Genomic DNA, 25,252 nt, shown 5'->3' on the forward strand with positions numbered 1-25,252 from the left:
ACTGGTTAGTTGAAGTGAAGCACGCGAGTCGAGGCGAGTCAACTATCTAGTTAGTGAGGTACCATCGGCGCATGGCCGGAGACGCTGAGGCGACCAGGAAGCGGCTGCTGCAGGCAGCCCGCAAGGAGTTCGGCGCGTACGGCATCGCCGGTGCGCGCGTCGACCGGATCGCCGCCGAGTCCGGCTCGAACAAGGCGCAGATCTACCACTACTTCGGCAGCAAGGACGGCCTGTTCGACGCGGTCTTCAACGAGATCGTCGAGCACACCGTGAGCGCGACACCGATCGACCCGACCGACCTCCCGGAGTACGCCGGCCGCCTGTTCGACGGCTACGAGCAGCACCCCGAGATCCAGCGGCTGGCGACCTGGTACCGGCTGGAGCGGGCCGGCACGAACGATCCGCTGGATGCGATCATCGAGAGCAACCGGCACAAGACCGAGGCGATCGCGAAGGCCCAGCGCGACGGCCTGCTGACCACGCGGTACAGCCCGATCGTGCTGCTCAGCCTGGTCATCCACCAGGCCACCCTGTGGGCGAACATGACCCCGGAGTACTCCGCGCTCGTCGAGCAGACCTCCTCGGCGGACCGGCGCAGGATCGTCACCGAGGCGGTCGCCGCGCTGCTGCGGGACTGAACCGACACGCTTCGACCGGCATTTCGCAGGGAGCTTGCGTAAAATCGGGGAGTGATCGATGTCGTCGCTGTGCTCCGTCCGGAAGATGTAGTCGTCGATTTCCTGTCCGTCCTCGACCCCGCCCGCGGCCGTGAGGTCCACCTGCTCGTCGCCGACCGCGGCACCTACCTGAAGCTGCCGGTGGGGGTCCCGCTGGCCGGCCGCCTGGCACCGCTCGCCGAGCTGCTCGCCACCTCCGCCGACGGCGCCAAGCCGTTCTCGCCCGGCGCCGCCGCCGACGCGATCGCGCTGGAGACCGGCGACGTCGAGGCGACCGTCTGGACCCACAACCCCGCCGACAGCCGCGAGCGCCGCGGCCGCTGGGGTCTCGAGCTCGCAGGCCTCGTACGCCGGGCGCCGGTGCTGCACGCGGTCGGCGACGCGCAGTGGTTCCAGTGGGTGACCGACACCGACGAGCGGCTCAGCCCGGCGCTGATCGACGCGAAGCTGGACTTCGTCAACACCCACGGCACCGACCTGCTCGGGCTGGACGAGGAGGACGAGAACGCGCTGCTCACCGGCAAGGTGCATTCGGTCGAGCGGTTCTTCGGCTCGACACCGGACGAGCGGGCCCGGCTGTTCGCGCTGATGGGGAGCATGGGCGAGAACGCCGCGCTGGTCACCGACCCGTGGGAGTTCGCGACGTCGCCGTACGAGCTGGAACGGCTGGACGCGACGGTGGCCTGGGTGCGGTCGCGGCTGGACCCGGCGGCCGGCCGGGTGATCGAGGTCGGTGCCTGTGAGGGCGCACTGACCAGCCGGCTCGTCGCCGAGGGCTACTCGGTCGACGCGACCGAGCCCAACCAGGCCTTCTACGAGCGGCTCCGCGAGGTGCGCGGGGACGTGCGGGTGCACCCGCACAGCTACGAGGACCTGACGACGACCCGGCGCCTCACTGGTTCGGCGTACCTGCTGATCGAGATGCTCTACTACGAGCAGGACCTCGCGTTGTTGGACCGCTTCCCCACCGACCACCTGTTCGTGGCGATGGAGCCGGTGGAGTTGGCGGCTCGCACCTGGCCGAGCGGCTGGAGTGTCGAGCAGCAGGTCGAGCTGGTCGCTCCACGCTTCGAGCCAGTGGTCGGCGGCCGCGCCTACCTGCGCAAACGCGGCAGCCGCGGCGTACTGCTCCGCCGGCGATGACCCGGTACGTCGGACTCGGCCGCCACTGCGAGAGCACGTACCAGCTGCGCCGGATCACCGGAGTCGAGCAGGCGAACTACTTCGACTGGCTGGACCTGGACCACCGGGCGCTGGTCGGTCTGCTCGCCAGGGACTTCGACGGCGTGCTGCTGGACGTGGTCCCTGACGACGAGGGACAGTGCGCACTCGACCGGGACACCGGTGTGCGGTATTACCACGACTTCAGCTCGGCCGACGCGATCGCTGCCGAGTTACCGGCAGTCCGGGAGAAGTACGCGTTCCTCGCCGAGCGCTGGCGGGCGATGGTCGCTTCGGGTGAGCAGGTCGTCTACGTGCTGCAGGATGCGCTGGACGAGATAAGCGTGGACGACCTGCAGGCCGTGCGGGCGGTGCTGCCGTCGCGTGCCGAAGTGCTGTGGATCAGGCGTACGCCGCTGCCCGGTGCTGTGGTCATCACTACTCAGCCCGGGCGCTGGGAGGGCGATGACCGGCAGTGGGATCAGTTGCTGACGTAGAGGTCGCGGTCGCGGGTGTACTCCATGGAGGCGGCGATGCGGTCGGCCAGGTCGGGGTCCAGGGCGCGTTCGACGATGCGGAGGGCCAGGTCGATGCCTGCGGTGATGCCGCCGGCGGTGATCAGAGTGCCGTCGTCGACGACGCGGTTCTTCTTCAGGTCCGGACCGTACGCCGTGAACTCCTCCCACGCGTTGCGGTTGGTGGTAGCCGGACGGCCTTTCACCAGGCCGGCAGCACCGAGGAGCATCGAGCCGGTGCAGACCGAGCCGATCCAGTCGAGCTGCGGAGCCAGTTCGGCGAGCCTGGCCGGTAGTACGCCGCGCTGCGCTTCCGCCCACGAGCCGCGCTCGGCCCGGTTCAGCCAGCCGCCTCCAGGCACGAAGAGCGCGTCCGGCGTACCGAGACCTTCCGGTGCGCGGAACTGCAGGCCGTGCATACCGGTGACCTCGACCGGGCCGTCCAACCCGACCAGTGCGAGCTCCAGCTCACCGCTGCGCGCAGCTGCGTGGCTCCACACCTCGAACGGGCCCATGACGTCCATCTCGTCCACGCCGTCGAACACCAGCATCTCGATCCGCATGCCTCCATCCCACCGGCTGCGGCCGGCTGCGACCAGCCGTCCGGCGGCCGGTCTTCGGGAAGATCTGGCCAGACCGCTGGGCGCAGGGATCGGACCGCTGGGCGCAAGGTGCTCGCACGAACAGTGAGCGGACCGCTACCCATGGTGGAGACATCCCGCCACCGGAGGTCCGTCCATGCCTCGTTCTGCGCCCGCCCGCGCCCTGGTACGTCGTTCCCATGCCGGTTCGCTCATCGCTGTCGCCACCACCGTGCTGGCCGGCGGCGTCTCGCTCAACGCACTGGTCTCTCCGGCCTCAGCCGTCCCTGACACGTCGGCTGCCGCTACCTCCTGCGACAGCGCTGCAGCGGGTTTCACCCCGGTGCTCCAGCTCGATCTGCCCGAGCGCGGCAGCTACCTGAACCAGACACCGCCGTACAGCCTCGACCGGACGAGCGAGGTCGGCTCCAACTTCGACCGGGTCGGGTACTGCGTCGAGCTGAACGGTCCGGACGGGCCGCAGTGGGTGTGGACTGCCATGGAGCCGTTCAGCTCGGCCGCCTCCCGGATCGGCCTGCCGACGCGTCCCGGTGAGCTGGTGCGGCAGCGGGTCGGCGACCTGGAGGTCCGGTCGAACGTCCCGGGCGTGACGAACGGCAGCGGCCAGACCGGCTACCTGGAGATGTGGCCGAACCAGTACCAGGAGAGCGCCAGCACGCAGGTCGCCAACGCCTCGCCGATCACCTTCGACGTGGACGACAACCCGACCTCCCCGCTCGGCTACGGCTCGTTCCAGGTCGGGCAGATCGGCGCCGACCGGCCGTCGAGCTTCGCGGCCAAGCAGGTGTTCGCGATCAACACGTTCACCGAGTCGGCCAACGGCGTGCTGTCGCTGGGCATCGGCACCAACCTGAGCGGCCAGCCGGACTGGACGTTCGCCAACAACGCCACGCGGTACTCGCAGCGGCGGCTGACGGCGTACGTGCGCAGCTCGGTGGTGAGCGTGACGGAGTCGCCGCAGGACCGGCAGCTGGTTCCGCGAGACGCCCGCAATGGCGCCGTCGTACCGGTGGCAGGCACTGTGACCGACCCCCGCGTACGGCGGGTGCAGCTGCGCGTGACCGGTGCTGGTCGGACCGAGACCTTCACCTCTTCTTCCAAGTCGTTCCGCTTCACTCCGCGGATCACTGCCGGGCTGCACGAGTACAGCTTCGAGCTGCGGGCCACTGGTCCCGGGCTGGACCGCGTGGTCGCTCGGCGCGACGGCGTGGTCTCCGGCGACGTACTGGTGGTGCAGGGGCAGTCCAACGCGGAGGCGGCCAAGTACAACGGCGCTGCGAACGCGGAGGAGTCGCCGTACCTGCGCAGCTTCGGTACGCCGACCTCCGACGGCACCATCTCGGGCGCCGACCGGGTCTGGCACTACGCGACCGGTGACGTGACCAACCAGTCCGGCTCCGTCGGCCAGTGGGCGATTCGGATGGGCCGGAGGATCGTCGACACCTACAAGGTCCCGGTGGCTCTGTTCAACGGCGCGCACGGCGGCCAGCCGATCAGCTTCTTCCAGCGCAACGACAGCAACCCGGGCGACCTCGGCACGAACTACGGGCGGCTGCGGGAACGTCTGCGGGCTGCTGGTGTGCTGGGGAGTGTGCGAGGCGTGCTCTGGTATCAGGGCGAGTCGGACAATGACAACGCCGCTGTGCATGTGAGCGGCTTCAACACGCTGCTGCAGGACTGGCGGAGTGACTTCGGCGCTGCGAAGTACTACGTGTATCAGGTGCGTACGTCGCCTTGCGGCACGACGACGAACATCAACGTCCGCGAGGCTCAGCGGCAGCTCGGCGACACCGCCGGGGTGACGCTGTTGTCGACCAACGGGCTGTCGGGCCATGACGGCTGCCACTACGCGTATCTGGGCGGCTACCGGGAGATGGGCGACCACACGTTCGCCGTACTCGGCAGGGACCTGTACGGCGGCCCGTCGGCGGGTGTTGCGCCGCCGAACCCGTCTGTGGTGACTGCTAGTGGCTCGCAGCTTGTCGTACAGCTTCGCTCTGCTGACCCGCTCATGGTGGCGGGTGGTGTTGCGTCTGACTTCGTGTTGGAAGGTGGAGCTGTCACCGTCTCGTCCGTCGCCTACCAGCCGGGCGGCAAGCTCGTGCTGACGCTGTCGGGGCCGGCGACCGGTGTCACGGGTCTCACGTACCAGGGTCATCTTGGCGCCGGGCCGTGGATCACCAACGCGACGGGGGCCGGGCTGCTCGCCTTCAAGCTTCCCGTCACCTGATCCAGGACGCGGCCGGCGCCCACCGCCCCGAGGCACCGGCCGCGTCCTACGGTTGGCCGGGTGGTTGCGCTTCTGGCGACGTACGGTAGATGGCATGTCGGGTACAGGGGGACAGCCTTCAGCGCCGTTGGAGGTGGAGGAGCGGATTGGGCCGTATCGGCTGATCCGGCGGCTCGGGCAGGGCGGCATGGGGGTGGTCTACCTGGCCGAGGGACCGCAGAAGCGTGAGGTTGCGCTCAAGGTGCTGCGGTCGCACGTGGCGCACGACCCGACCGCGCGGGCGCGGCTGGAGCGGGAGGCTACGACGCTGCGGCGGATCGACCACCCGGGGGTCGCCGGGGTGCTCGACTACGACTTGCAGGGTGACCGGCCGTACCTGGTGACGCGCTTCATCCCGGGGCGCCCGCTGGACGAGCAGGTGGACGACCGGGGGCCGCTGACGCCGCAGCGGTGGTTGCCGCTGGCCGGGTGTCTGGCCGAGTCGTTGCAGGCGATCCACGCGGCAGGGGTGATCCACCGGGATCTCAAGCCAGGCAACGTGATGATGTTCAACGGCAAGCCGGTGATGATCGACTTCGGCATCGCCCAGGCCGCCGACGACCTGCGGCTGACGCAGACCGGGCTCGTCATCGGTACGCCGGGCTACCTGGCGCCGGAGCTGATCGAGGGCGAGATGGTGTCCGAGTCGGCCGACTGGTGGGGCTGGGCGGCGACCGCCGCGTACGCCGCGACCGGGCGGCGCCCGTTCGGCAAGGGCCCGTTCGAGGTCGTGCTGAGCCGCGTCCACAGCGGCCAGGCCGACCTGGAGGGCCTCGACCCGCGCCTGAAGCCGCTGCTCGCCGCCGCGCTCTCGCCGGACCGCCGCAACCGCCCGACCCAGATCGAGATCATGGCCGGCCTCAACCGGTACGCCGAGGGCCGCGACGCCCTGGTGCCGGCGGCCGAGGAGAAGACAGTCCTGACGGCGCCGGAGACCATCCAGCTGCACCCGCCGACCACGGTGATGTCAGCAGCAGAAGCAGGCACGCAGGTGCTGGGCGACGGCACTCAGATGCTTGCTGACGGCACCCGGGTGCTCCCGGACGGCACCCAGGTCAGGGCCGACGGCACGCAGCTGCTGCCGGACGGCACCCGCGTGATGCCCGACGGCACTCGCCTGATGCCCGGCGAAGACCCCTCCGACCCGGCCGCTGTCGCTCAGCTCGTCCCCGCGGTCATCCCGCCTCTCTCAGCTTTCGCACCCCTCCGCGACAAGCTGCGCGACGTCGCCGCCGAGCAGAAGGCCGCCCGGCTCGCCGCCAAGGCAGCAGCCGTCCCGGTCCACCCGGCGACATACAGCCCTGTCCCCGGCGCCGCCGCTCCGGCAGCGATGCCGCTCCCGTACCAGTCGGCCCCCGGCGGGCTCGGCGGCCCAGCGACCGGGCCGAACTACGCGCCGCCCTCCAACTACCCGGTCCCCCAGCAGCAGCACCAACCTGTTCAGAAGCAGAACCGAGCACTCGAGCAGCGCCCATCAGGCCCGCCGCTCCCGCCCGCCTCCCGCGGCGGCCTGCTCTTCGCGCTCCTGCTCGCCCTCGCGGCACTGATCGCCGTACTGCCCGTCCTCGGCATGCTGGTCGCCGCCGCGCTGACAGTGCTCGCCCGCATGGTCGACAAGTCCAGTACGGCGCTGCTGCGCCGCCGCGAGGCCCGCGGCTACCGCGGCAAGTCCGACGGCCTGGTCGCCGTCGCTGCCAGCCCGGTGCACCTCACCAGCGCCGCGCTCGTCTCACTCCCCGCCGCGCTGCTGCCGCTGATCGTCGGCTTCACCGTCGGCGGCATCACCACGCTGGTGATCGCCATGGGCAAGGGCTTCGAGTGGCCGCTGCTGGCTCCGATCAGCATCGCCATCGGCGCGGTGTTCGGCCTGATGAGCGCCTGGGGCGGCCCGGGCGGTTCGTCACTGCGCCACGGCGCCAGGGCCGGCCTGCGGACGGTGTTCCGCCCGGCCTGGCTCAGCGGGCTCGTCACCGTCGCCCTGCTGGTCGTGACCGGCGTGCTGGCGCTCCGCGGCTACCAGAGCGGCACCAACTGGACCCCGCTGGCGAACGCCTTCGAGCTGCCGCAGCTGCCCAGCCCTACACTCGGCGACCTGCGCCAGCTCCCGGTCATCCGCGACCTGCCGTTCATCAACTAGAAAAGGCGCTCCACAGCATCAGCTGTGGAGCGCCTTGTTCGGCAGGACTCAGATCCGGTCGTCCAGCATCACGATCTGCGAGCGCTCCGGCCCGACGCCGACCGCCGAGATCGGCGCACCGCTCATCGCCTCGACCGTGCGGATGTAGGTCTGCGCGTTCTTCGGCAGGTCGTCGAAGCTGCGGCAGCCGGTGATGTCCTCGCTCCAGCCGTCGAGCTCCTCGTAGACCGGCTTGGCGTGGTGGAAGTCGGTCTGCGTCATCGGCATCTCGTCGTGCCGGACGCCGTTCACGTCGTACGCGACGCAGACCGGGATCTTCTCGCGCCCGGTCAGCGTGTCCAGCTTGGTCAGCACGAAGTCGGTGACGCCGTTGACCCGGGCCGCGTACCGCGCGATCACCGCGTCGTACCAGCCGCAGCGCCGCGGCCGCCCGGTCGTCGTCCCGAACTCGAAGCCCTGCTGGCGCAGCCACTCACCGTCGGCGTCCAGCAGCTCGGTCGGGAACGGCCCCTCGCCGACGCGCGTGGTGTAGGCCTTGACGACCGCCATCACCCGGTCGATCCGGGTCGGCGGGATGCCCGCGCCGGTGCAGGCGCCCGCGGAGATCGCGCTCGACGACGTGACGAACGGGTACGTCCCGTGGTCGACGTCGAGCAGGGTCGCCTGCCCGGCCTCCATCAGCACCGTCTTGCCCGCGTCCAGCGCCTTGCCGAGCAGCAGGCTGGTGTCGGCGACCATCGGGCGCAGGCGCTCGGCGTACCCGAGCAGCTCGTCGAGGACCTCGGAGATCTCGACCGCGCGCCGGTTGTAGACCTTCACCAGCAGCTGGTTCTTCTGCTCCAGCGCGCCGGTGATCTTCTGCTCGAGGATCTTCTCGTCGTACAGGTCCTGGACCCGGATCCCGATCCGGTTCATCTTGTCGGCGTACGTCGGCCCGATGCCGCGGCCGGTGGTGCCGATCCGGCGGCTGCCGAGGAACCGCTCGGTCACCTTGTCCAGGGTCCGGTTGTACGGCGGGATGACGTGCGCGTTCGCGCTCACCACCAGCCGGCTGGTGTCGACCCCGCGGGCCTGGAGCGCGTCCAGCTCCTCGAACAGGACGCTCAGGTCGACCACGACGCCGTTGCCGATCACCGGGGTCACGCCGGGGGTCAGGATTCCGCTGGGCAGCAGGTGCAGCGCGTATTTCTCGGTGCCGATGACAACGGTGTGGCCGGCGTTGTTGCCGCCGTTGAACTTCACCACGTAGTCGATCGCGGTCCCGGTGTTGCCGAGCAGATCGGTCGCCTTGCCTTTGCCCTCATCGCCCCACTGGGCGCCGACGAGCACGATTGCGGGCATCTCAGCCCTCCTCTTCAACGCGTCGACCTGCGGCATCATCGCCGCGAGTGGTCGGCCGCTGGAAACGGTGAAGCCCGGCACGCTTCACCAGACGTTCATCCGGCAGGCGTTCCAGGCTCTTACGACCGAAGCCTACCGGACCCCGGGTCCGTGCAGAGCTTTCCGCGTCAGTGACGTCGGCCTCGGGACGGGCTTGCGATTTTCGGTGATCACGTGCACACTCTTAGTCAGCGGCCCGCCGAAACTGCCGCAGGGGACGGTTCCGGCGGGCCGCTTCCTCATGTCCGGGGACAGTCTCATGTCCCGGGTTTCTGTTGCCCTAGGCGTCCAGCCCTTCCGGGTTCGACGCCAGCCACTCCTTCACCCGCCGGTCGGCCTCCTCCGGCGAGACGTCCTCGACCTTGGTCAGGATCGCCCACCGGTGCCCGAACGGGTCGATCACCGTGCCGTACCGGTCGCCGGTCATGAACGTCGACACCGGCTCGACCTGCGTCGCCCCGGCCGCGACCGCCCGCGCGAAGGTCGCGTCGACGTCCGGCACGTAGTGCACCAGCGACGAGTGCACCCACTCGCCGTTCGGCGCCCGCAGCCCGATCTGCGGCATCTGGTCGCTGAGCTGCAGCATCGAGTTCCCGAACCGCAGCTCGGCCTGCCCGAGCCGGCCGTCGGGCATGTCCTGCCGGCTGACCACCTCGGCGCCGAAGACCTCGGTGTAGAACTCGATCGCCTTCGGCCCGTTGTCGACGGCCAGGTACGGCGTGAGCGAGTGATAACCGTCGGGGACGGGGTTTACCGTGTTCGTCGTCATGACATCCAGTCAACGCCGTACCGGCCCTCCCGGTCTTGGAAGAAAGCGACAGCCAGCGTGACGCAGCCCCCGGACAGCGAGAAGGGCATCCTGCACCCGCAGGAGCAGGCCCGGCACCGCTCGCTGACCAGGCTCGCGCCCGGGCCGACCGTCGGCCGTTTCGTCGAGTGGTACTGGATCGTCGAGTGGGACCTCGGTACGCCGTACGTCGCCGAGGTGCTGCCCTACCCGAGCGTGAACGTCACCTTCGAGCAGCCCGGCGGCGCGTTCCTGAACGGGGTCTGCACCCGCAAGTTCGAGCGCGAGCTGACCGGCCGCGGCCGGGCCTTCGGGGTCAAGTTCTGGGCCGGCGGTTTCGGCGCGCTGACCGGGCGCGACGTGGCGTCGTTCCGCGACCAGGTGCTGCCGCTGACCGATGTGTTCCCGGACGCCGACCGGCTCGCCGACCTGATGTTCGCCGCGGAGACCGACGTACGCCGTCGCGCCGTGGTCGAGGCGTACCTGGCCGACCACCTGGTCGCCGACGACCCGTCGTACGCGCTGGTCCGGGAGATCGTCGCCGCGATGGCCGAGGACCGCTCGATCACCCGGGTCGACCAGATCACCGAGCGGTTCGGCGTACCGATCCGTACGCTGCAGCGCCTCTTCCGCCGGTACGTCGGCGTCGGCCCGAAGTGGGTGCTGCGCCGCTACCGCCTGCACGACGGCGCCGAGCTGCTCGCCCGCGGACAGGTCACCGAGCTCGCCGACCTGGCCGTCGCGCTCGGCTACTTCGACCAGGCCCACTTCACCCGCGAGTTCAAGGACCAGATCGGCCTCACCCCGACCGACTACGCCGCGCGGACCGCTGCCGAGCGGCAGATCACCTACCGCTGACGCTTGGCCGCCAACCCGAACACCGTCGCCGTCACCGCTGCCGCGAGGGCGAGCGCGAAGCCGTGGCGGGGCGAGTGAGCGTCCACGACCTGGCCGGCGAAGGCCGCACCGAGGGCGACTCCGGCTGCGCCTCCGGAGTTCAGCCAGGTGAAAGCCTGCGTGAGAACCCTCGGCGCGACCTCCTGCTCGGTGAGCACCGCGGAGAGCGTCTGGATCGGTGCGATCGCCAAGCCTGGAAGGGCGAGCGTCAGCCCCAGGGCCAACGGGCTGTCGGCCAGGAGTAGCGGGACCGAGGTCACGGTCAGAGTGGCCAGTGCCAGGACGAACTGTTTCGCCGGCTGCATCGGCCACTGCCTTGCGCCGTACACGAGGCCTGCGACGAGACTGGCCAGGCTCGTGATCGCGTAGAGCGGACCGGCCAGGGACGGGCTGCCGTCGCCGACTGCGAAGGCTGTGACGGACACCTGCATGCTTCCGAAGAACAGGCCCATGCCGACGCTGACTGCGACCAGCGCCAGAAACCCCTTGTGCAGAAGGCGTGCTGAGCTGTCGCGCACCTGTTTGGCCGCGGTCGGTGGAGCAGTACCGCGTTGCAGCGCCAGCGAGAGGCCGCCGCCAACCAGGAGGCTGGTGGCCAGTACTGAGCCGACTACTGGCGAGGTGAGCGAGCTGACCGTGCCGATGAGCGCTGGGCCGACCATGAAGGCGACACCGGTGCTCAGAGCCTCCAGAGTGAAGGCGGTGTTGAGTCCTGGCTTGCCGCGGAGGGCATGAGCCCAACGGGCTGACGTCTGCGCGCCGACCTGGGGCAGCGTGCCACCGGCGAGGACACCTGCGGCGATGAGGACGCTCTGGGGATGGTGGGTGGTGGTGAGAGTGATCAGCAGGGTGACCGCGGCCGCGTGCAGCAGCAGGGTGATCGGCAGCATGCGGGTCTGGCCGTAGCGGTCGATCAGCCTGGCCACCTGCGGCCCGGCGAGCGCCTCCGCGACGGCGAAGCCGCCGGTCACGCTGCCGGCCACGGCGTACGAGCCGGTGGAGCCGTGCACCAGCCAGACGATGCCGAGGCCGGTCATCGCGATACCGATCCGCGCGGGAGCCGCGGCCAGGAAGAACTTCCACGCGCCCGGCGTCGCGAGGACGCTGCGGTAGCTGGTGCGGGGCGTGCTGATCCGTCCGGTGAGTGCCGGCACGGGTGAGCCTTTCGCTACCCGGCGGGGCGGTGATCTGACCGTGGGCGTCCAGCTCGTTCGGTCCGTCAGTGCCGCCTACAACCGTCCATGTTCGGCAGGAAGCGGGGACGCACGCCGCCCGCCGGCTATGTCACCGGGCAGAACATCGATGAGGGTGTTCTAGCGCGTTCAGTCTACTACGAAGGCCCCAGCGCGCAGGACGGGAACGCTGCGGCTGCTGTTCACCTCACCCGCGATCGCGACGTCCTCAGGGAAGCCGTACTGCTTCAGCTCCTGCCCACCCGCACACTCGCGCAGCATCTCGGGCAGCTCATCAGCCACCTCCCGGTACGCCGCAGCCGCCGCTCGCGCTTCCGGCGACAGCGGCCCAACGCCCAGCTCCTGCAGCCTCGCCACGAACGCGCCGGCGCCCCACAGGTCTTCCACAGCGGGCCGCAGCGACCCGTCCCTCCAGCGCTCACCTGCAGCGATGGCAACGACTTGTACTGCTTGTGCCGCTGCCCATTCCGCAGCAGCAGCTGCGTTTCTCAGCGACACCGCCACGACCGTCGACCCACTGTCCGCGAGCTGCTGGGAAATCGTGGAGCCGTTCGGCGACGGCAGCACGAGCCGCTCCACACCTGCCGCCCGGCGGATGGTCGCCGGGGACAGGCTGATCCCGTCCGCACCCGCCTCCGACCGGCCGACAGCAAGCGCGGCGGCGTGCTTCTCGGCGTACTCGATCGCACTGCTGTCCCGCCAGCGGTACGGGAGCACGGTGATGCCGCGGTCGGCGGCGACCGTCACCGAGGTGGTGAACGAGAGGACGTCGACGACCGCGACCACGGCACCCGGTACGGCGGCGGCACCGGCCGGTCCCCAGTCGAAACCGACGCGGTACGCGGTCTGTGCGTAAGGGCTGCTCACCGGCGAGATCATTCCCGCCGGCTCAGCACCCGACAAGCAGGTTTCAGCTCAGCACGTCGGCAGCAGTCGGCGACGAGTCGCGCAGGAAGGTCGCGCAGCGCTCGGCCTCCTCCTTCTCGCCGATCACCGCGGCCGCCTTGCCGAGCACCGCCAGGCAGCGCAGGAACCCGCGGTTCGGCTCGTGCTCCCACGGCACCGGGCCGTGACCCTTCCAGCCGTTGCGGCGGAGCAGGTCGAGCCCGCGGTGGTAACCGGTCCGGGCGTAGGCGTAGGCCTCGATGGTGCGGCCGTCCGCGAAGGCGGCCTCGGCCAGCTGGGACCAGGCCAGCGACGAGGTCGGGTACTTGGCGGCCGCGTCCACCGGAGCGAGTCCGGCGGCGAGTTCCGCCGCGGCCGGGTCCTCGGGGAGTAGGGTCTCGGGAGGACCGCTCAGCAGATTGTTCAATTCCATAGGCACATCTTCGCCGATCACGCAGCCGGCCCGGCACGTGACCGTCTGACGAAATCCGTTGACCGTTCACGTACCGGCCACGGATGCTTGAGACCCTGCGTCGTACCGCCGTGGTTCCCAGCTACGGCCGGAGAGGAGGCACCGGATGAGTGTCATCGTCCTGAACGCGTCGTACGAACCGCTGCACACCGTCTCGATCCAGCACGCCATCCGGATGCTGGTGCGCGAGGTGGCAGTGGTCGAAGAGGCGCACGGCGAACGGACCATCGGCCCTTTTCCGGTTCCACGGGTGCTGCGCCTGGTCCGCTACGTGGTCACCCACTGGCGCTACGCGGCCGGCCGGATGAAGTACAGCAAGCACGGCGTGCTGCGGCGCGACCGGTTCCGGTGTGCCTACTGCGGGCTCGAGAACGCCGACACCATGGACCATGTCCAACCCAGATCCAGGGGCGGCCGCACGGAGTGGCTGAACGCGGTCGCCGCCCATGCCGCCTGCAACGAGCGGAAGGGCAACCGGACGCCGTCCGAGGCCGACATGCCCCTGCTGTGGCAACCCTGGGTACCGACCCGCGCCGAGCTCGTCATCGAGACATGACGGGCCTTTTTTATGCCCTTTTCCGGGGTCGTCCACAGCTTGGGTGAAGGCCGTCGCGGTTGGCGTTGATCACGGCATCTTCTGAGGTGTGAACCCAACTCTCACCGTGCTCCGCGCGATCCGCGGCGGCGTCTTCACCCGCGCCGACGCCCGCGCCTGCGGCTACTCCGACCCCGACATCGACTCCTTCCTCAGCACCGGCGGCTGGCGCCGCGTCCGCCCCGGCCGGTACGCCGTCTTCCGCGACCTGACCCTGGTCACCGACGAGACCCTGCACGTCCGCCGGACGTTCCAGCTCCTGCGCGAGTCGTCAGGCCGTACGGCGAGCCACCAGTCGGCTGCGGCCCTGCACGGTTTGCCCTTGTGGGGCTTGGATCTGACGAAAGTGCACCTCACGCTGGCTGAGGTCCCCGAGGTCCTCCGCGGCCGTGGGTGCCGTGCAGACGATGACGTCGTACGGCATGTGCGAAACCCTCTCGGCCCCGGCGTCATCTCCTGGAACGGGCTGCGCGTCACCTCACCTCCGCGCGCGGTCGTCGAGGTCGCCGCGACCTGCCCATCCGCTCCAGCCCAAGCAGTCGCCGACGCCAGCCTGTACTCCGGCCTCACCACCCCCAGCGCGCTCCGCAAAGCCGCCGACCACCTCCCCGAAGGCCTCGACCAGGCCCGCACGATCATCACCCGCGCGACCCCCGAGTCAGCCTCGGTCGCCGAGTCCCGCCTGCGCCTGATCCTCGCCGAAGCCGGACTCCCCACACCGTCCCCGGCGCCCCCACCAGGCGTCGACGCCGACCAACTCGCCTGCTCCCTCTGGTTCCCCGACGAACGCACCGTCGTCGAGTTCGAACCACACCGCCCGTACTGGACCGACTCCCCCGACGACGGCTCACCGGCGCTGGCCGCCTACCTGGCCGAGGCGGCCGACCGGGCGTTCGGCGTACCGCGTCCTGGCCAGCTCGCCGAGCCCTCTCCCGCCGCCTCCTGCTGGATCGCCTGGTCCGACCTGGACGACCCCGCGACCGTCGCGCACCGCATCCGCGCGACGTTCGCCCAGGCCCACCGCTCGACCACCGTCCGGCCCTTCCCGCGCGGCCGCCGCAGGCCCCGCGCCCCGAACCCGCGCTAGTCCCGCCGATCACCAACCAGAGGAGGAACACCATGGCCAACGACAACGGACCCGCTGCCCAAGGCAACGGGTCCGTCGGGTGCTTCTTGTCAGGCGTTGAGCGACGTACCGGTCGAGCGCAGGTTCTCGCAGGCCTCGGCGACGCGCTGGGCCATGCCGGCCTCGGCGGCCTTGCCCCAGGCGCGCGGGTCGTAGGCCTTCTTGTTGCCGACCTCACCGTCGATCTTCAGCACACCGTCGTAGTTGCTGAACATGTGCGCGGCGGCCGGGCGGGTGAACGCGTACTGCGTGTCGGTGTCGACGTTCATCTTGATCACGCCGTTGTCGACCGCGGCCCGGATCTCCTCCAGGGTCGAGCCCGACCCACCGTGGAAGACCAGGTCGAACGGGCGCTCCTTGCCGACCTTGGCGCCGACCGCGTCCTGGATCTCCTTCAGGATCTCCGGGCGCAGCTTGACCGAGCCGGGCTTGTAGACGCCGTGCACGTTGCCGAAGGTGAGCGCGGTCAGGTAGCGGCCGTTCTCGCCGGTGCCGAGCGCCTCGACCGTGGCCAGGCCGTCCTCGACGGTGGTGTACAGCTTGTCGTTGATCTCGTTCGCGACGCCGTCCTCCTCACCACCGACGACGCCCACCTCGATCTCCAGCACGATCTTGGCCGCGTGCGCCCGGGCCAGCAGGTCCTTGGCGATCTCCAGGTTCTCGTCCAGCGGCACGGCCGAGCCGTCCCACATGTGCGACTGGAACAGCGGGTTCTCGCCGCGGGCGACGCGCTCGGCGGAGATCTCCAGCAGCGGCCGGACGAACCCGTCCAGCTTGTCCTTCGGGCAGTGGTCGGTGTGCAGCGCGATGTTCACGCCGTAGTTCTTGGCGACCTCGTGCGCGTACGCCGCCAGCGCGACCGAACCGGTGACCATGTTCTTGATCGTCGACCCGGACAGGTACTCCGCACCGCCGGTGGAGACCTGGACGATGCCGTCCGAGCCCGCCTCGGCGAAACCACGGATCGCGGCGGTCAGCGTCTGCGACGAGCTGACGTTGATGGCCGGGTAGGCGAAGCGGTTCTGCTTGGCCTTGTCCAGCATCTCGGCGTAGACCTCAGGGGTGGCAATAGGCATGTCTCGCGGTACTCCTCACAGCAAAGTTCATGTGGGTTGAGCTCCAGTATCGCCGCCGCGGACCTCGTCGTCCGCAGTGGGCCACCTGCTGAGCCGGTCAGGGTGACCGGGGAGCAAACAGCAGGGGAACAGACCAGTGGTGGAACAGGATCGGTCCAGTTGTCAGGTGGACGACCCGGTACGGGGGCCGCGCGGGGTGAGCGCCATGTGCAGCCGGTAACGGTCGGCGCGGTACGCCGACCAGGACAGCTCGACGACCTTGCGGCCGGCGAACGTGGTCCGCTCGAGGACCAGCAGGGGTGCCCGCCGGGCCACGCCGAGGACCCGGGCGACGTGACCGTCGGCGTTGTCCGCCCGGACGGTCTGCTCACCCGAGGTGACGACGACGTCGTACTCGCTGGCGAAGACGTCGTACAGGGTGCCGAGCTCGCGGCCGAGCAGGCCGGGGAACAGCGTCGACGGGTAGTAGCCGACCTCGTAGGCCATCGGCGACGCGTCGGCGGTGCGCAACCGCTCGACCCGGATCACCTTCGTGCCCTTCGGCACCCGCAGCCCCTTCGCGGTCTCGTCGGAGGCCTCGATCTCGGTCGCCGACAGCACCACCGTCCCGGGCTCCAGGCCACGCGCCCGCATCTCCCGGGAGAACGAGGTCAGGTGCAGCTGGGAGTCGACCTGCGGCCCGGTGACGAAGGTCCCCTTGCCGTGCACGCGTTCCAGCGCGCCGGACTCGACCAGGTCGCTGATCGCCTGCCGGACGGTCACCCGGGAGACGTTCAGCTTGTCCACCAGGGCCCGCTCCGACGGGATCGGGTCGCCGGGGTGCAGCTCGACGTCGATCAGCCGTTCGAGCACCGACCGGACCTGGGCCCGCTTGGTTGCCACCATCGAATCTCGATCCTCCAGACCTGGGCGATCGCACGGGGGTGCCCCGGGCGGCCGCTCACTGCTATCGTGCGCAGCATACCTGTTAAGACCAGATAGGACCAGTGATCCCAGTGGTGTCTGTCCCCGCCTCTGCCACCCAGATGGCACGCGAGATCGCCGAGCAGCCGGCCGCACTGGCCGCGACGTTCGAGCACGTGCTGCCCAGCCGGCACGACGTGACCCGGCTCGCCGCCGGGCGCCGGCACGTGATCTTCGTCGCCCGGGGCTCCTCGGACAACGCCGGGGTCTACGGCCGCTACCTGACCGAGATCCACGCCGGCCGCCAGGCCTCGCTGGCCGCCCCGTCGGTCGCGACCCTGTACGGCGCCAACCTCGACCTGTCGAACTCCCTGGTCGTCGCGGTCAGCCAGTCCGGTGCCACCCAGGAGATCGTCGACACCGCCGAATGGGCCAAGCGCAACGGCGCCGCCGTGGTCGGCATCACCAACGACGCCGACAGCCCCCTGGCCTCCACGGCGGATGTCGCCCTGATCACCCAGGCCGGCAAGGAACTGGCCGTCCCCGCGACCAAGACCTACACCACCCAACTCGCAGCGATCACCGTCGCCGTCGACGCCCTCGCCCAGAAGCCAGGCACCCTCGACGCCGACATCGCCCGAGTCCCCGAAGCAGCCGCCAAGATGCTCGAGGGCTCAGTCGAGTCAGCCGCCGACCTCCTGGCCGGCGCCCACGACGTCCTCTCCTCAGGCCGAGGCCTCACCTTCGGCACCACCCTCGAGGTAGCCCTCAAGCTGGAGGAGACCTGCCTCCAGCCCGTCCGCGGCCTCTCCTACGCCGACCTGAAGCACGGCCCGATCGCCGTCGTCGACGCCGACCTGGTCACCATCCTGGTCGCCGCCGCCGACGGCCCCGCCCTCCCCGGCATGACCGAGCTCGCCACCATCGTCCGCGAAAAGGGCAGCAAGATCCTCGGCATCGGCGGCGACCCCAAGTTCGCCTCCCTGTGCGACGTCAACCTGGCCGGTCCGGACCTGCCCGAGACCCTCGCTCCCCTGGCGCTGGTCATCCCCGCCCAACGCGCCATCGAGGCCCTGGCCCGCAAGCTCGGTCTCGACCCCGACGCCCCCCGCGGCCTCCGCAAGGTCACGCAGACCGACTAGAACACAGCCCACGAGCTGAAGCCGGCACAGAGCCGGCCGAGCAGACCCCAGGTAGTTCCCGCCACTCCGGCCGGAATCACCTGGGGTCTTGTTGTTCACCAACCATGCTCGAGCTGCAGCGCGACTGACCTGCAAGCCCCGCAGGTCGCGAAGCCCTAGATCCGTCCCCGCTGGCGCAGCGCTGTGCCGATCTGGTCAGCGCACTCCTGCAACGGCTTCAACGACTCGGTGACCAGCGCAGCCTTCGTACTGCGCGAAGCGTGCGCCGACACGTTCAGCGCCGCAGCCGGCCGGCCCCTGGAGTCCAGGATCGGTACGGCGATCGACCGCAACCCCAGCTCCAGCTCCTGGTCCACCACCGCGTAGCCGTCGGCACCTGCTTGCTCCACAGCCTCCCGCAGCTCGTCCGGCGCGGTCAGCGTGTGCTCGGTGAGTCGCTCGGTCTCCACCGAATCCAGGTACGCCGTCAGCTCGTCAGCAGCAAGCCCGGCGAGCAGCACGCGCCCCATCGACGTCGCGTACGCCGGCAGCCGCGCCCCCACGCCGAGCGCGACCGTCATGATCCGCCGGGTGGGCACGCGGGCGACGTACACGATGTCGGGCAGGTCCAGCGTCGCGATCGAGCAGGACTCCCGGGTCTGCGCGCTGAGCTCCTCCATGAACGGACCGGCGATGTCGCCCAGGTCCAGCGAGGACAGGTAAGCCCAGCCCAGCGCCAGGACACGAGGGGTGAGTGTGAACCGCCGTCCGTCGCTGCGCACGTACCCGAGCTGCTCCAGCGTCAGCAGGATCCGCCGCGCGGTCGCCGGAGTGATCCCGACGTCGCGCGCCACCTCGCTGAGCGTCAGCGACGGCGTGTCCGCCGAGAACGCGCGGATCACCGCCAGCCCACGCTCGAGGCCCTGCAGGAACGTGCCTGTAGACGCGTCACCAACCATCGGCTAGCCTTTTCGTTGAAAGAAGAACTTTTCGCTGAGCGAAATCCTAGCGGAGCTTTCATGCCGAGTCCAGCAGCACCGATCACCTCCCTGGCCGAAGCCGTCGCCGCGCACGTGCACGACGGCGACACCGTCGCGCTGGAGGGCTTCACGCACCTGATCCCGTTCGCGGCCGCGCACGAGATCGCCCGCCAGGGCCGCCGCCACCTGACCCTGGTCCGGATGACGCCGGACCTGGTCTACGACCAGCTGATCGGGCTCGGGGTCGCCGACAAGCTCGTCTTCTCGTACGGCGGCAACCCGGGCGTCGGCTCGCTGCACCGGCTGCGCGACGCCGTCGAGAACGCGTGGCCGCACCCGCTGACCGTCTCCGAGCACAGCCACGCCGGGCTCGCCAACGCGTACTCCGCTGGCGCCGCGCGGCTGCCGTTCGCCGTACTGCGCGGCTACCGCGGCACCGACCTGGAGCAGCAGAGCGACATCATCTCCCGGGTCACCTGCCCGTTCACCGGCGAGGAGCTGGCCGCGGTGAAGGCGGTCAACCCCGACGTCACGGTGATCCACGCGCAGCTCGCCGACCGCGACGGCAACGTGATGCTCTGGGGCATCACCGGCGTCCAGCGCGAGGCCGTGCTGGCCGCGGACCGGGCGATCGTGACCGTCGAGGAGGTCGTCGACAGCTTCCCGGAGCGGACCGGCGCGGTGATCCTGCCGAACTGGGTGCTGAGCGCGGTCTGCGTGGTGCCGAACGGCGCCTGGCCGTCGTACGCCGCCGGCTACTCAGTGCGGGACAACGACTTCTACCAGCGCTGGGACACCGTCGCCCGGGACCGGGACGCCTTCCTGGCCTGGGCCACGGACAACGACCTCAAGGAGCACGCCGATGCCTGAGTGGGACAGCGCCGAGATGATGAACGTCGCGGCCGCCCGGGCCCTGGACGACGGCGACGTCTGCCTGGTCGGCGTCGGCCCGCCGAACCTGGCCGCGAACCTGGCCCGGCACACGCACGCGCCGAACTGCCGGCTGGTCTACGAGTCGGGCGCGATCGACGCCCGGCCGCACCGGCTGCCGCTGTCGATCGGCGACGACGACCTGGCCGCGACCGCGACCGCGGTGGTGTCGGTCCCGGAGATGTTCAACTTCTGGGTCGGCGCCGGGCGGATCGACGTCGGGTTCCTCGGCGCCGCGCAGATCGACCGGTTCGGCAACATCAACACCACGGTGATCGGCGACCACGCGCACCCGAAGGTCCGGCTGCCCGGGGCGGGTGGCGCGCCGGAGATCGCGGCCGCCGCGCGCCGGGTGATCGTGATCGTGAAGCAGTCGCCGCGGACGTTCGTGGAGACCGTCGACTTCGTCTCCTCGGTCGGCTACGGGCCGACCGGGCAGGAGCGCGAGGCACCGGGTGCGGGGCCGACGCTGGTGATCACCGACCACGGCGTCCTCGAGCCGGACCCGGTGACGCACGAGCTGACGCTGACCCGGCTGCACCCCGGCGTGACCGTCGAGCAGGCGGTCGCCGCCACCGGCTGGCCGTTGAAGGTTGCCGACAGCATCGAAGAGGTACCGGCGCCGACCGCCCACGAGCTGGACGTGCTCCGCAAGCTGCGCAGCCGGGAGCCGATCGATGCCTGAGGCCTTCGTCCATGTGGGGCTTCCGAGCCGAGTGGTGTTCGGGGCCAGGGCCTTGGATCAGGTCGCCGGCGAGGTGGAACTGCTTGGGGTCTCCAGGGCGCTGGTGATTGCCACGGGGTCTGCTCGGGAGGCTGCCGATGTCGTCGAGCTGGGGCTGGGCGATCGGTTCGCGGGGCGGATCGACGAGGTGCGGCAGCACGTACCGGTCGAGCGCGCCGAGGCGGCGCGGGCCAAAGCCCAGGAGATCGCAGCCGACGGGATCGTGGCCATCGGCGGCGGGTCGGCGATCGGCCTCGCGAAGGCGATCGCGCTCACCACCGGCCTCCCGATCCTCGCCGTACCGACCACGTACGCCGGGTCCGAGATGACCCCGGTCTGGGGCCAGACCGCCGACGGCCGCAAGACCACCGGCACCGACCTCGCCGTCCTCCCCCGGACCGTCGTCTACGACCCGGTCCTGAGCAGCCGGCTCCCGCTCGGCATCACCGCGGCCAGCGTCGCCAACGCGCTGGCCCACTGCGTCGAGGCGACCTGGACCCCGAAGGCCGACCCGATCACCGAGGTGCTCGCCGTCGAAGCCGCTCGCGCGCTCCACGACGGGCTGCTCGCCGTCGTCCAGGACCCGCACGACTTGGATGCCCGAGGCAACCTCCTGTACGGCGCCAGCCTGGCCGGCTCGGCCCTCGCGTCGGCCGGGACCGGCCTGCACCACAAGCTCTGCCACCTGCTCGGCGGCAGCTACGGCCTCCCGCACGCGGAGACCCACGCGGCGGTCCTGCCGCACGTAGCACACCTCAACGCGGCCGCCGTGCCGCGCGCCGGAGCACGGCTGGAATCTGCCATCCAGGCAGGGGATCTGGCCTCCGGCTTGTACGATTTCTTCACCGCCACAGGTGTTCCCACCAGCCTCCGCGCCCTGGGCCTCACCGAAGAACAGGCCCGGGAAGCCGCCCGGACGTTCGCGGCCGGCCACCCAGAAAACCCTGTGCCTGTTGATGAATCCGTACTCACCGACCTGCTCGTCCACGCCTGGGCTGGAGACCGACCATGACCGCCGCCTTCCTCTTCGACGCCGTCCGCACCCCGGTCGGCAAGCTCGGCGGCGCGCTCGCCGGCGGACGCCCCGACGACCTCGCCGCCGTGACTCTGCGGGAACTGCTGGTCAGGCACCCCGGCCTCGACCCCGCCGAGATCGACGACGTCTTCCTCGGCAACGCCAACGGCGCCGGCGAGGAGAACCGCGACGTCGCCCGGATGGCCGCGCTGCTCGCCGGCTACCCGACCAGCGTCCCCGGTACGACGGTCAACCGCCTCTGCGGCTCCGGCCTCGAGGCCGCGATCCAGGCCGCCCGCGCGGTCGAGACCGGCGACGCCGGGCTTGTCGTCGCAGGCGGTGTCGAGTCGATGAGCCGCGCGCCCTGGGTGCTGCCGAAGCCCGACCGCGCCTTCCCGCACGGCAGCATGACCGCCGAGTCGACCTCGCTCGGCTGGCGGCTGGTGAACCCGCGGATGCCGAAGGAGTGGACGGTCTCGCTCGGCGAGGCGACCGAGCAGCTCGCGGAGAAGTACGGCATCACCCGCGAGGCGCAGGACTTGTTCGCGCTGGAGTCGCACGAGAAGGCCGCGAAGGCCTGGGCCGCCGGGACGTTCGACGGCGAGATCGTCCCCTGGGAGCACCTGGCGCCGTACCTGCCGCCGAAGACGCAGCCGCTGACCCGCGACGAGTCGATCCGCGAAGGCGGTACGCCGGAGATCATGGCCAAGCTGAAGCCCGCCTTCCGCGCGCACGGCACGGTCACCGCGGGCAACGCCTCCACGCTGAACGACGGCGCCTCCGCCGTACTGATCGGTGACGAGCAGACCGCGCAGCGGCTCGGGATCAACCCGCTGGCCCGGATCGTCAGCCGCGGGGTGCACGGTGTCGAGCCGCAGTACTTCGGCATCGGCCCGGTCGAGGCGTCCCGCAAGGCGCTGGCCAAGGCCGGCATCGGCTGGGACGACCTGAAGCTGGTCGAGCTCAACGAGGCGTACGCCGCGCAAAGCCTGGCCTGCCTGGGCGAGTGGCCCGAGCTGGACCGCGCGAAGGTCAACGTGAACGGCGGCGCGATCGCGCTCGGGCACCCGCTGGGCAGCTCCGGCACCCGAATTCTCACCACTCTCGCGCACGAGCTGCACCGGCGCGGCGGTGGCTACGGCCTGGCGACGCTGTGCATCGGCGTCGGCCAGGGACTGGCGATGGTGATCGAGGCATGAAAGGCAACCAGATGAGCGACAACCTGACCGACGAGGTGGTGGCCAGCTTCGACGGCAGCCTCACCCCGCGGACCAAGGAAGTGATGGGTGCGCTGGTGCGGCACCTGCACGCGTTCGCGCAGGAGGTGAACCTGACCGAGGACGAGTACTTCCGCGGCATCGACTTCCTGACCCGGACCGGGCAGATCTCCACCGCGACCCGGCAGGAGTTCGTGCTGCTGGCCGACGTGCTCGGCCTGTCGATGCTGACCGTCGGGCTGGACACCAACCTGCCGCCGGAGGCCACCGCCGCGACCGTGTTCGGCCCGTTCTTCGTCGAGGGCTCCCCGGCGTACGAGCTCGGGGACGACATCGCCAACGGCGCCCCGGGCGAGCCCTGCCTGGTCAGCGGCCGGGTCCTGGACACCAAGGGCCAGCCGGTCGCCGGTGCGCTGGTGGAGACCTGGCAGGCCGACGAGGACGGCTTCTACGACGTACAGAAGGACGTCGCCGTCCCGCAGAACCGCGGCCACTTCACGACCGATGCCGAGGGCAACTACTCGTTCTGGTCGGTGCGCCCGGTGGCCTACCCGATCCCCGACGACGGCCCGGTCGGCGAGCTGCTCCGGGCCGGCGGGCGTGGCCCGATGCGGCCCGCGCACATCCACTTCATGGTCACCGCGCCCGGATTCGCCCGGCTGATCACGCACATCTTCGCCGCCGGTGACGAGTACCTGGCCAACGACGCGGTCTTCGGCGTCAAGGACTCGCTGGTCGCCGAGTTCGCCGAGCACGAGGCCGGTACAGCGCCGGACGGCCGCGCGGTCGACCAGCCGTGGGCCTCGGTGCACTACGACCTGGTCCTGGCCACCACCGAGGAGACCCGATGACGGAACCCTTCGAGACCGACGTCCTGATCGTCGGCAGCGGGCCGGCCGGGGGAGCTGCGTCGCTGTTCCTGTCGTCGTACGGGATCGACAACGTCGTGCTGAACCGGTACCGCTGGACCGCGGGCACGCCGCGGGCGCACATCACCAACCAGCGCACGGTCGAGCTGATGCGCGACATGGGCATCGAGGACCAGGTCATCGACAAGGGCACCGAGCACGCCCTGATGGGCCAGACCGCGTTCTGTACCAGCCTCGCCGGTGAGGAGATCGGCCGGATCCGGACCTGGGGAACGCATCCGCGCCGGCTGGCCGACTACACCGAGGCGTCGCCGACGCTGCCGTGCGACCTGCCGCAGACGCTGTTCGAACCGATCCTGGTCAGTACGGCGGCCAGGCGCGGCGCGCGCGTCCGGTTCGACACCGAGTACCTGTCGCTGGAGCAGGACGCGGACGGCGTCACCGCACACGTCCGGGACCGGCTCAGCGGCGCGGAGTACGACATCCGCGCCAAGTACCTGATCGGCGCCGACGGCGGCCGGAGCAAGGTCGCGCAGGACATCGGGCTGCCGATGGCCGGCGCGATGGACATCGAGGGCTCGATGAACATCGTCTTCGAGGCCGACCTGTCCAAGTACGTTGCGCACCGGCCGAGCGTCCTGTACTGGGTGCTGCAGCCGGGCGCGCAGATCGGTGGCATCGGCGCCGGGCTGATCCGGATGGTCCGGCCGTGGACCGAGTGGCTGATCGTCTGGGGTTACGACATCAACCAGCCCGCGCCGGTCGTCGACGAGGCGATGGCCACCGAGATCGTGCACAACCTGGTGGGTGACGACACGATCGACGTGAAGCTCAAGGGCACCTCGGTGTGGAGCGTCAACCACATGTACGCCGAGCAGGCGTCGGTCGGCCGGGTGTTCTGCATGGGCGACGCGATCCACCGGCACCCGCCGAGCAACGGGCTCGGCTCGAACACGTCGATCCAGGACGCGTACAACCTGGCCTGGAAGCTCGCGCTGGTGCTGAAGGGCCAGGCCGCGCCGTCGCTGCTGGCGTCGTACGACGAGGAGCGGGTGCCGATCGCCAAGCAGATCGTGGAGCGGGCGAACAAGAGCCGCACCCAGTTCGGGCAGATCTTCCGGGCGCTCGGGATGACGCCGGACGCGCCCGCCGGGCGGACCATCGAGTCGCGCAAGGACGACACTCCGGAAGGCGTTGCCCAGCGCAACGAACTGCGTGAGGCGATCGAGCTGAAGGACTACGAGTTCAACGCGCACGGGGTCGAGCTCGGTCAGCGGTACACGTCCTCGGCGGTCGTTCCGGACGAGACGCCCGAACCGGCGTACGAGCGGGACGCGGAGCTGTACTACCACCCGACCACCTGGCCGGGCGCGCGGATCCCGCACTGCTGGCTGACCCGCGGGTCCGAGACGGTGTCGACGCTCGACGTGGTCGGCAAGGGCCGCTTCACGGTGCTCACCGGCATCGGCGGCGAGTCGTGGGTGAAGGCCGCGCAGGCGGTCTCGGAGTCGCTCGGGCTGCCGATCGAGGCGGCCGTGATCGGTCCCGGGCGCGAGCTCGACGACCTGTACGGCGACTGGGCCCGGCTGCGCGAGATCCCGGACACCGGGTGCCTGGTGGTTCGGCCGGACGCGCACATCGCCTTCCGTTCCAGCGAGCTACCGGCCGATCCGACCGAGACTCTGCAGGCGGCCTTCGCGAGCATCCTCGGGCGCTGACCG

General features: G+C 70.4%; 24 protein-coding genes. 15 read left to right on the forward strand and 9 right to left on the reverse strand.

From position 1 onward, the window contains the following. Positions 1–71: 71 nt before the first annotated feature. Genes AB0M01_RS15430 through AB0M01_RS15440 form a run of 3 tightly spaced genes read left to right on the forward strand, consistent with a single transcriptional unit; the run spans position 72 to position 2,335 of the window. The gene (locus AB0M01_RS15430; RefSeq protein WP_363669529.1) at positions 72–638 is read left to right on the forward strand and encodes a TetR family transcriptional regulator; all 567 of its coding nucleotides are present in this window, start codon (positions 72–74) and stop codon (positions 636–638) included. 51 nt (positions 639–689) lie between these two features. After that, positions 690–1,820 (forward strand): SAM-dependent methyltransferase, encoded by a 1,131-nt coding sequence (locus AB0M01_RS15435; protein WP_363669531.1) that lies wholly within the window; start codon positions 690–692, stop codon positions 1,818–1,820. Then, complete coding sequence (locus AB0M01_RS15440; protein ID WP_363669533.1) at positions 1,817–2,335, forward strand: hypothetical protein; 519 nt, start codon at positions 1,817–1,819, stop codon at positions 2,333–2,335. Before AB0M01_RS15435 ends, AB0M01_RS15440 begins: the two co-directional genes overlap by 4 nt. Here AB0M01_RS15440 and AB0M01_RS15445 read toward each other — a convergent pair. Further along, positions 2,320–2,916, reverse strand: coding sequence for a DJ-1/PfpI family protein (locus AB0M01_RS15445; RefSeq protein ID WP_363669535.1), 597 nt, complete (start codon positions 2,914–2,916; stop codon positions 2,320–2,322). The genes AB0M01_RS15440 and AB0M01_RS15445 overlap by 16 nt on opposite strands. A gap of 175 nt (positions 2,917–3,091) precedes the next feature. Here AB0M01_RS15445 and AB0M01_RS15450 point away from each other — a divergent pair, with 175 nt between their 5' ends. Together AB0M01_RS15450 and AB0M01_RS15455 are read left to right on the forward strand one after the other, a co-directional pair. Further along, a complete protein-coding gene (locus AB0M01_RS15450; protein WP_363669537.1) occupies positions 3,092–5,185 on the forward strand; it encodes a sialate O-acetylesterase in 2,094 nt (697 codons plus the stop codon). A 94-nt stretch (positions 5,186–5,279) separates the two neighbouring features. Further along, a complete protein-coding gene (locus tag AB0M01_RS15455; protein ID WP_363669539.1) occupies positions 5,280–7,361 on the forward strand; it encodes a serine/threonine-protein kinase in 2,082 nt (693 codons plus the stop codon). A 48-nt stretch (positions 7,362–7,409) separates the two neighbouring features. Here AB0M01_RS15455 and AB0M01_RS15460 read toward each other — a convergent pair whose 3' ends face one another. Together AB0M01_RS15460 and AB0M01_RS15465 are read right to left on the reverse strand one after the other, a co-directional pair. After that, a complete protein-coding gene (locus tag AB0M01_RS15460; RefSeq protein ID WP_363669541.1) occupies positions 7,410–8,702 on the reverse strand; it encodes an adenylosuccinate synthase in 1,293 nt (430 codons plus the stop codon). Between the two features lie 319 nt (positions 8,703–9,021). After that, positions 9,022–9,510 (reverse strand): VOC family protein, encoded by a 489-nt coding sequence (locus AB0M01_RS15465; RefSeq protein WP_363669543.1) that lies wholly within the window; start codon positions 9,508–9,510, stop codon positions 9,022–9,024. A gap of 57 nt (positions 9,511–9,567) precedes the next feature. On the opposite strand from AB0M01_RS15465, the gene AB0M01_RS15470 reads away from it, so the two are divergent. After that, positions 9,568–10,386 carry a helix-turn-helix domain-containing protein gene (locus AB0M01_RS15470; protein WP_363669545.1) on the forward strand — a complete coding sequence of 273 codons (819 nt, stop codon included), beginning with the start codon at positions 9,568–9,570 and terminating at the stop codon, positions 10,384–10,386. Here AB0M01_RS15470 and AB0M01_RS15475 read toward each other — a convergent pair. The 3 genes from AB0M01_RS15475 to AB0M01_RS15485 form a co-directional block, all read right to left on the reverse strand. Beyond that, complete coding sequence (locus tag AB0M01_RS15475) at positions 10,377–11,579, reverse strand: MFS transporter (protein ID WP_363669547.1); 1,203 nt, start codon at positions 11,577–11,579, stop codon at positions 10,377–10,379. The two genes, AB0M01_RS15470 and AB0M01_RS15475, sit on opposite strands and share 10 nt — an antisense overlap. Positions 11,580–11,747: 168 nt before the next feature. Further along, the gene (locus AB0M01_RS15480; protein ID WP_363669549.1) at positions 11,748–12,485 is read right to left on the reverse strand and encodes a 2-phosphosulfolactate phosphatase; all 738 of its coding nucleotides are present in this window, start codon (positions 12,483–12,485) and stop codon (positions 11,748–11,750) included. 43 nt (positions 12,486–12,528) lie between these two features. After that, the gene (locus tag AB0M01_RS15485; protein WP_363669551.1) at positions 12,529–12,936 is read right to left on the reverse strand and encodes a DUF3151 domain-containing protein; all 408 of its coding nucleotides are present in this window, start codon (positions 12,934–12,936) and stop codon (positions 12,529–12,531) included. Between the two features lie 145 nt (positions 12,937–13,081). On the opposite strand from AB0M01_RS15485, the gene AB0M01_RS15490 reads away from it, so the two are divergent. Next, entirely contained in the window at positions 13,082–13,531 is a 450-nt protein-coding gene (locus AB0M01_RS15490) for an HNH endonuclease (protein WP_363669552.1), read from the forward strand. Between the two features lie 88 nt (positions 13,532–13,619). Then, complete coding sequence (locus AB0M01_RS15495; protein ID WP_363669681.1) at positions 13,620–14,657, forward strand: type IV toxin-antitoxin system AbiEi family antitoxin domain-containing protein; 1,038 nt, start codon at positions 13,620–13,622, stop codon at positions 14,655–14,657. Positions 14,658–14,746: 89 nt separating this feature from the next. Here the strand turns inward: AB0M01_RS15495 and fbaA are convergent, their stop codons facing one another. Both fbaA and AB0M01_RS15505 read right to left on the reverse strand, forming a co-directional pair. Continuing rightward, positions 14,747–15,772 (reverse strand): class II fructose-bisphosphate aldolase, encoded by a 1,026-nt coding sequence (gene fbaA, locus AB0M01_RS15500; protein ID WP_363669683.1) that lies wholly within the window; start codon positions 15,770–15,772, stop codon positions 14,747–14,749. A 162-nt stretch (positions 15,773–15,934) separates the two neighbouring features. Next, positions 15,935–16,657: a GntR family transcriptional regulator gene (locus AB0M01_RS15505; RefSeq protein ID WP_363669685.1), complete on the reverse strand. Its 723-nt coding sequence runs from the start codon at positions 16,655–16,657 to the stop codon at positions 15,935–15,937. A 140-nt stretch (positions 16,658–16,797) separates the two neighbouring features. On the opposite strand from AB0M01_RS15505, the gene AB0M01_RS15510 reads away from it, so the two are divergent. After that, positions 16,798–17,817 (forward strand): SIS domain-containing protein, encoded by a 1,020-nt coding sequence (locus AB0M01_RS15510; RefSeq protein WP_363669687.1) that lies wholly within the window; start codon positions 16,798–16,800, stop codon positions 17,815–17,817. Between the two features lie 155 nt (positions 17,818–17,972). On the opposite strand, the gene AB0M01_RS15515 is transcribed toward AB0M01_RS15510, so the two are convergent. Then, positions 17,973–18,755 carry an IclR family transcriptional regulator C-terminal domain-containing protein gene (locus tag AB0M01_RS15515; protein WP_363669689.1) on the reverse strand — a complete coding sequence of 261 codons (783 nt, stop codon included), beginning with the start codon at positions 18,753–18,755 and terminating at the stop codon, positions 17,973–17,975. Positions 18,756–18,815: 60 nt separating this feature from the next. Between AB0M01_RS15515 and AB0M01_RS15520 the strand changes: the two genes are divergently transcribed. Genes AB0M01_RS15520 through AB0M01_RS15545 form a run of 6 tightly spaced genes read left to right on the forward strand, consistent with a single transcriptional unit; the run spans position 18,816 to position 25,249 of the window. Continuing rightward, positions 18,816–19,646 carry a CoA-transferase gene (locus AB0M01_RS15520; RefSeq protein WP_363669691.1) on the forward strand — a complete coding sequence of 277 codons (831 nt, stop codon included), beginning with the start codon at positions 18,816–18,818 and terminating at the stop codon, positions 19,644–19,646. Beyond that, positions 19,639–20,391 carry a CoA-transferase gene (locus tag AB0M01_RS15525; RefSeq protein WP_363669693.1) on the forward strand — a complete coding sequence of 251 codons (753 nt, stop codon included), beginning with the start codon at positions 19,639–19,641 and terminating at the stop codon, positions 20,389–20,391. Before AB0M01_RS15520 ends, AB0M01_RS15525 begins: the two co-directional genes overlap by 8 nt. Beyond that, a complete protein-coding gene (locus tag AB0M01_RS15530) occupies positions 20,384–21,442 on the forward strand; it encodes a maleylacetate reductase (protein ID WP_363669695.1) in 1,059 nt (352 codons plus the stop codon). Before AB0M01_RS15525 ends, AB0M01_RS15530 begins: the two co-directional genes overlap by 8 nt. After that, positions 21,439–22,644: a thiolase family protein gene (locus AB0M01_RS15535; RefSeq protein WP_363669697.1), complete on the forward strand. Its 1,206-nt coding sequence runs from the start codon at positions 21,439–21,441 to the stop codon at positions 22,642–22,644. The genes AB0M01_RS15530 and AB0M01_RS15535 overlap by 4 nt, the downstream gene beginning before the upstream one ends. Positions 22,645–22,655: 11 nt before the next feature. Continuing rightward, on the forward strand, positions 22,656–23,513 hold the full coding sequence (locus AB0M01_RS15540; RefSeq protein ID WP_363669699.1) for an intradiol ring-cleavage dioxygenase: 858 nt from the start codon (positions 22,656–22,658) through the stop codon (positions 23,511–23,513). Further along, positions 23,510–25,249, forward strand: coding sequence for an FAD-dependent monooxygenase (locus tag AB0M01_RS15545; RefSeq protein WP_363669701.1), 1,740 nt, complete (start codon positions 23,510–23,512; stop codon positions 25,247–25,249). Before AB0M01_RS15540 ends, AB0M01_RS15545 begins: the two co-directional genes overlap by 4 nt. Positions 25,250–25,252: the final 3 nt, after the last annotated feature.

It is taken from the genome of Kribbella sp. NPDC051770, assembly GCF_040681455.1.
Lineage (GTDB): Bacteria > Actinomycetota > Actinomycetes > Propionibacteriales > Kribbellaceae > Kribbella.

Excerpts from the sequence above, each read along its gene's own strand:
- AB0M01_RS15430 (WP_363669529.1), top strand. The coding sequence starts at position 72 with ATGGCCGGAGACGCTGAGGCGACCAGGAAGCGGCTGCTGCAGGCAGCC.
- AB0M01_RS15440 (WP_363669533.1), top strand. The coding sequence starts at position 1,817 with ATGACCCGGTACGTCGGACTCGGCCGCCACTGCGAGAGCACGTACCAG.
- AB0M01_RS15445 (WP_363669535.1), bottom strand. The coding sequence starts at position 2,916 with ATGCGGATCGAGATGCTGGTGTTCGACGGCGTGGACGAGATGGACGTC.
- AB0M01_RS15450 (WP_363669537.1), top strand. The coding sequence starts at position 3,092 with ATGCCTCGTTCTGCGCCCGCCCGCGCCCTGGTACGTCGTTCCCATGCC.
- AB0M01_RS15455 (WP_363669539.1), top strand. The coding sequence starts at position 5,280 with ATGTCGGGTACAGGGGGACAGCCTTCAGCGCCGTTGGAGGTGGAGGAG.
- AB0M01_RS15460 (WP_363669541.1), bottom strand. The coding sequence starts at position 8,702 with ATGCCCGCAATCGTGCTCGTCGGCGCCCAGTGGGGCGATGAGGGCAAA.
- AB0M01_RS15465 (WP_363669543.1), bottom strand. The coding sequence starts at position 9,510 with ATGACGACGAACACGGTAAACCCCGTCCCCGACGGTTATCACTCGCTC.
- AB0M01_RS15485 (WP_363669551.1), bottom strand. The coding sequence starts at position 12,936 with ATGGAATTGAACAATCTGCTGAGCGGTCCTCCCGAGACCCTACTCCCC.
- AB0M01_RS15490 (WP_363669552.1), top strand. The coding sequence starts at position 13,082 with ATGAGTGTCATCGTCCTGAACGCGTCGTACGAACCGCTGCACACCGTC.
- fbaA (WP_363669683.1), bottom strand. The coding sequence starts at position 15,772 with ATGCCTATTGCCACCCCTGAGGTCTACGCCGAGATGCTGGACAAGGCC.
- AB0M01_RS15505 (WP_363669685.1), bottom strand. The coding sequence starts at position 16,657 with ATGGTGGCAACCAAGCGGGCCCAGGTCCGGTCGGTGCTCGAACGGCTG.
- AB0M01_RS15510 (WP_363669687.1), top strand. The coding sequence starts at position 16,798 with ATGGCACGCGAGATCGCCGAGCAGCCGGCCGCACTGGCCGCGACGTTC.
- AB0M01_RS15515 (WP_363669689.1), bottom strand. The coding sequence starts at position 18,755 with ATGGTTGGTGACGCGTCTACAGGCACGTTCCTGCAGGGCCTCGAGCGT.
- AB0M01_RS15520 (WP_363669691.1), top strand. The coding sequence starts at position 18,816 with ATGCCGAGTCCAGCAGCACCGATCACCTCCCTGGCCGAAGCCGTCGCC.
- AB0M01_RS15525 (WP_363669693.1), top strand. The coding sequence starts at position 19,639 with ATGCCTGAGTGGGACAGCGCCGAGATGATGAACGTCGCGGCCGCCCGG.
- AB0M01_RS15530 (WP_363669695.1), top strand. The coding sequence starts at position 20,384 with ATGCCTGAGGCCTTCGTCCATGTGGGGCTTCCGAGCCGAGTGGTGTTC.
- AB0M01_RS15535 (WP_363669697.1), top strand. The coding sequence starts at position 21,439 with ATGACCGCCGCCTTCCTCTTCGACGCCGTCCGCACCCCGGTCGGCAAG.
- AB0M01_RS15540 (WP_363669699.1), top strand. The coding sequence starts at position 22,656 with ATGAGCGACAACCTGACCGACGAGGTGGTGGCCAGCTTCGACGGCAGC.
- AB0M01_RS15545 (WP_363669701.1), top strand. The coding sequence starts at position 23,510 with ATGACGGAACCCTTCGAGACCGACGTCCTGATCGTCGGCAGCGGGCCG.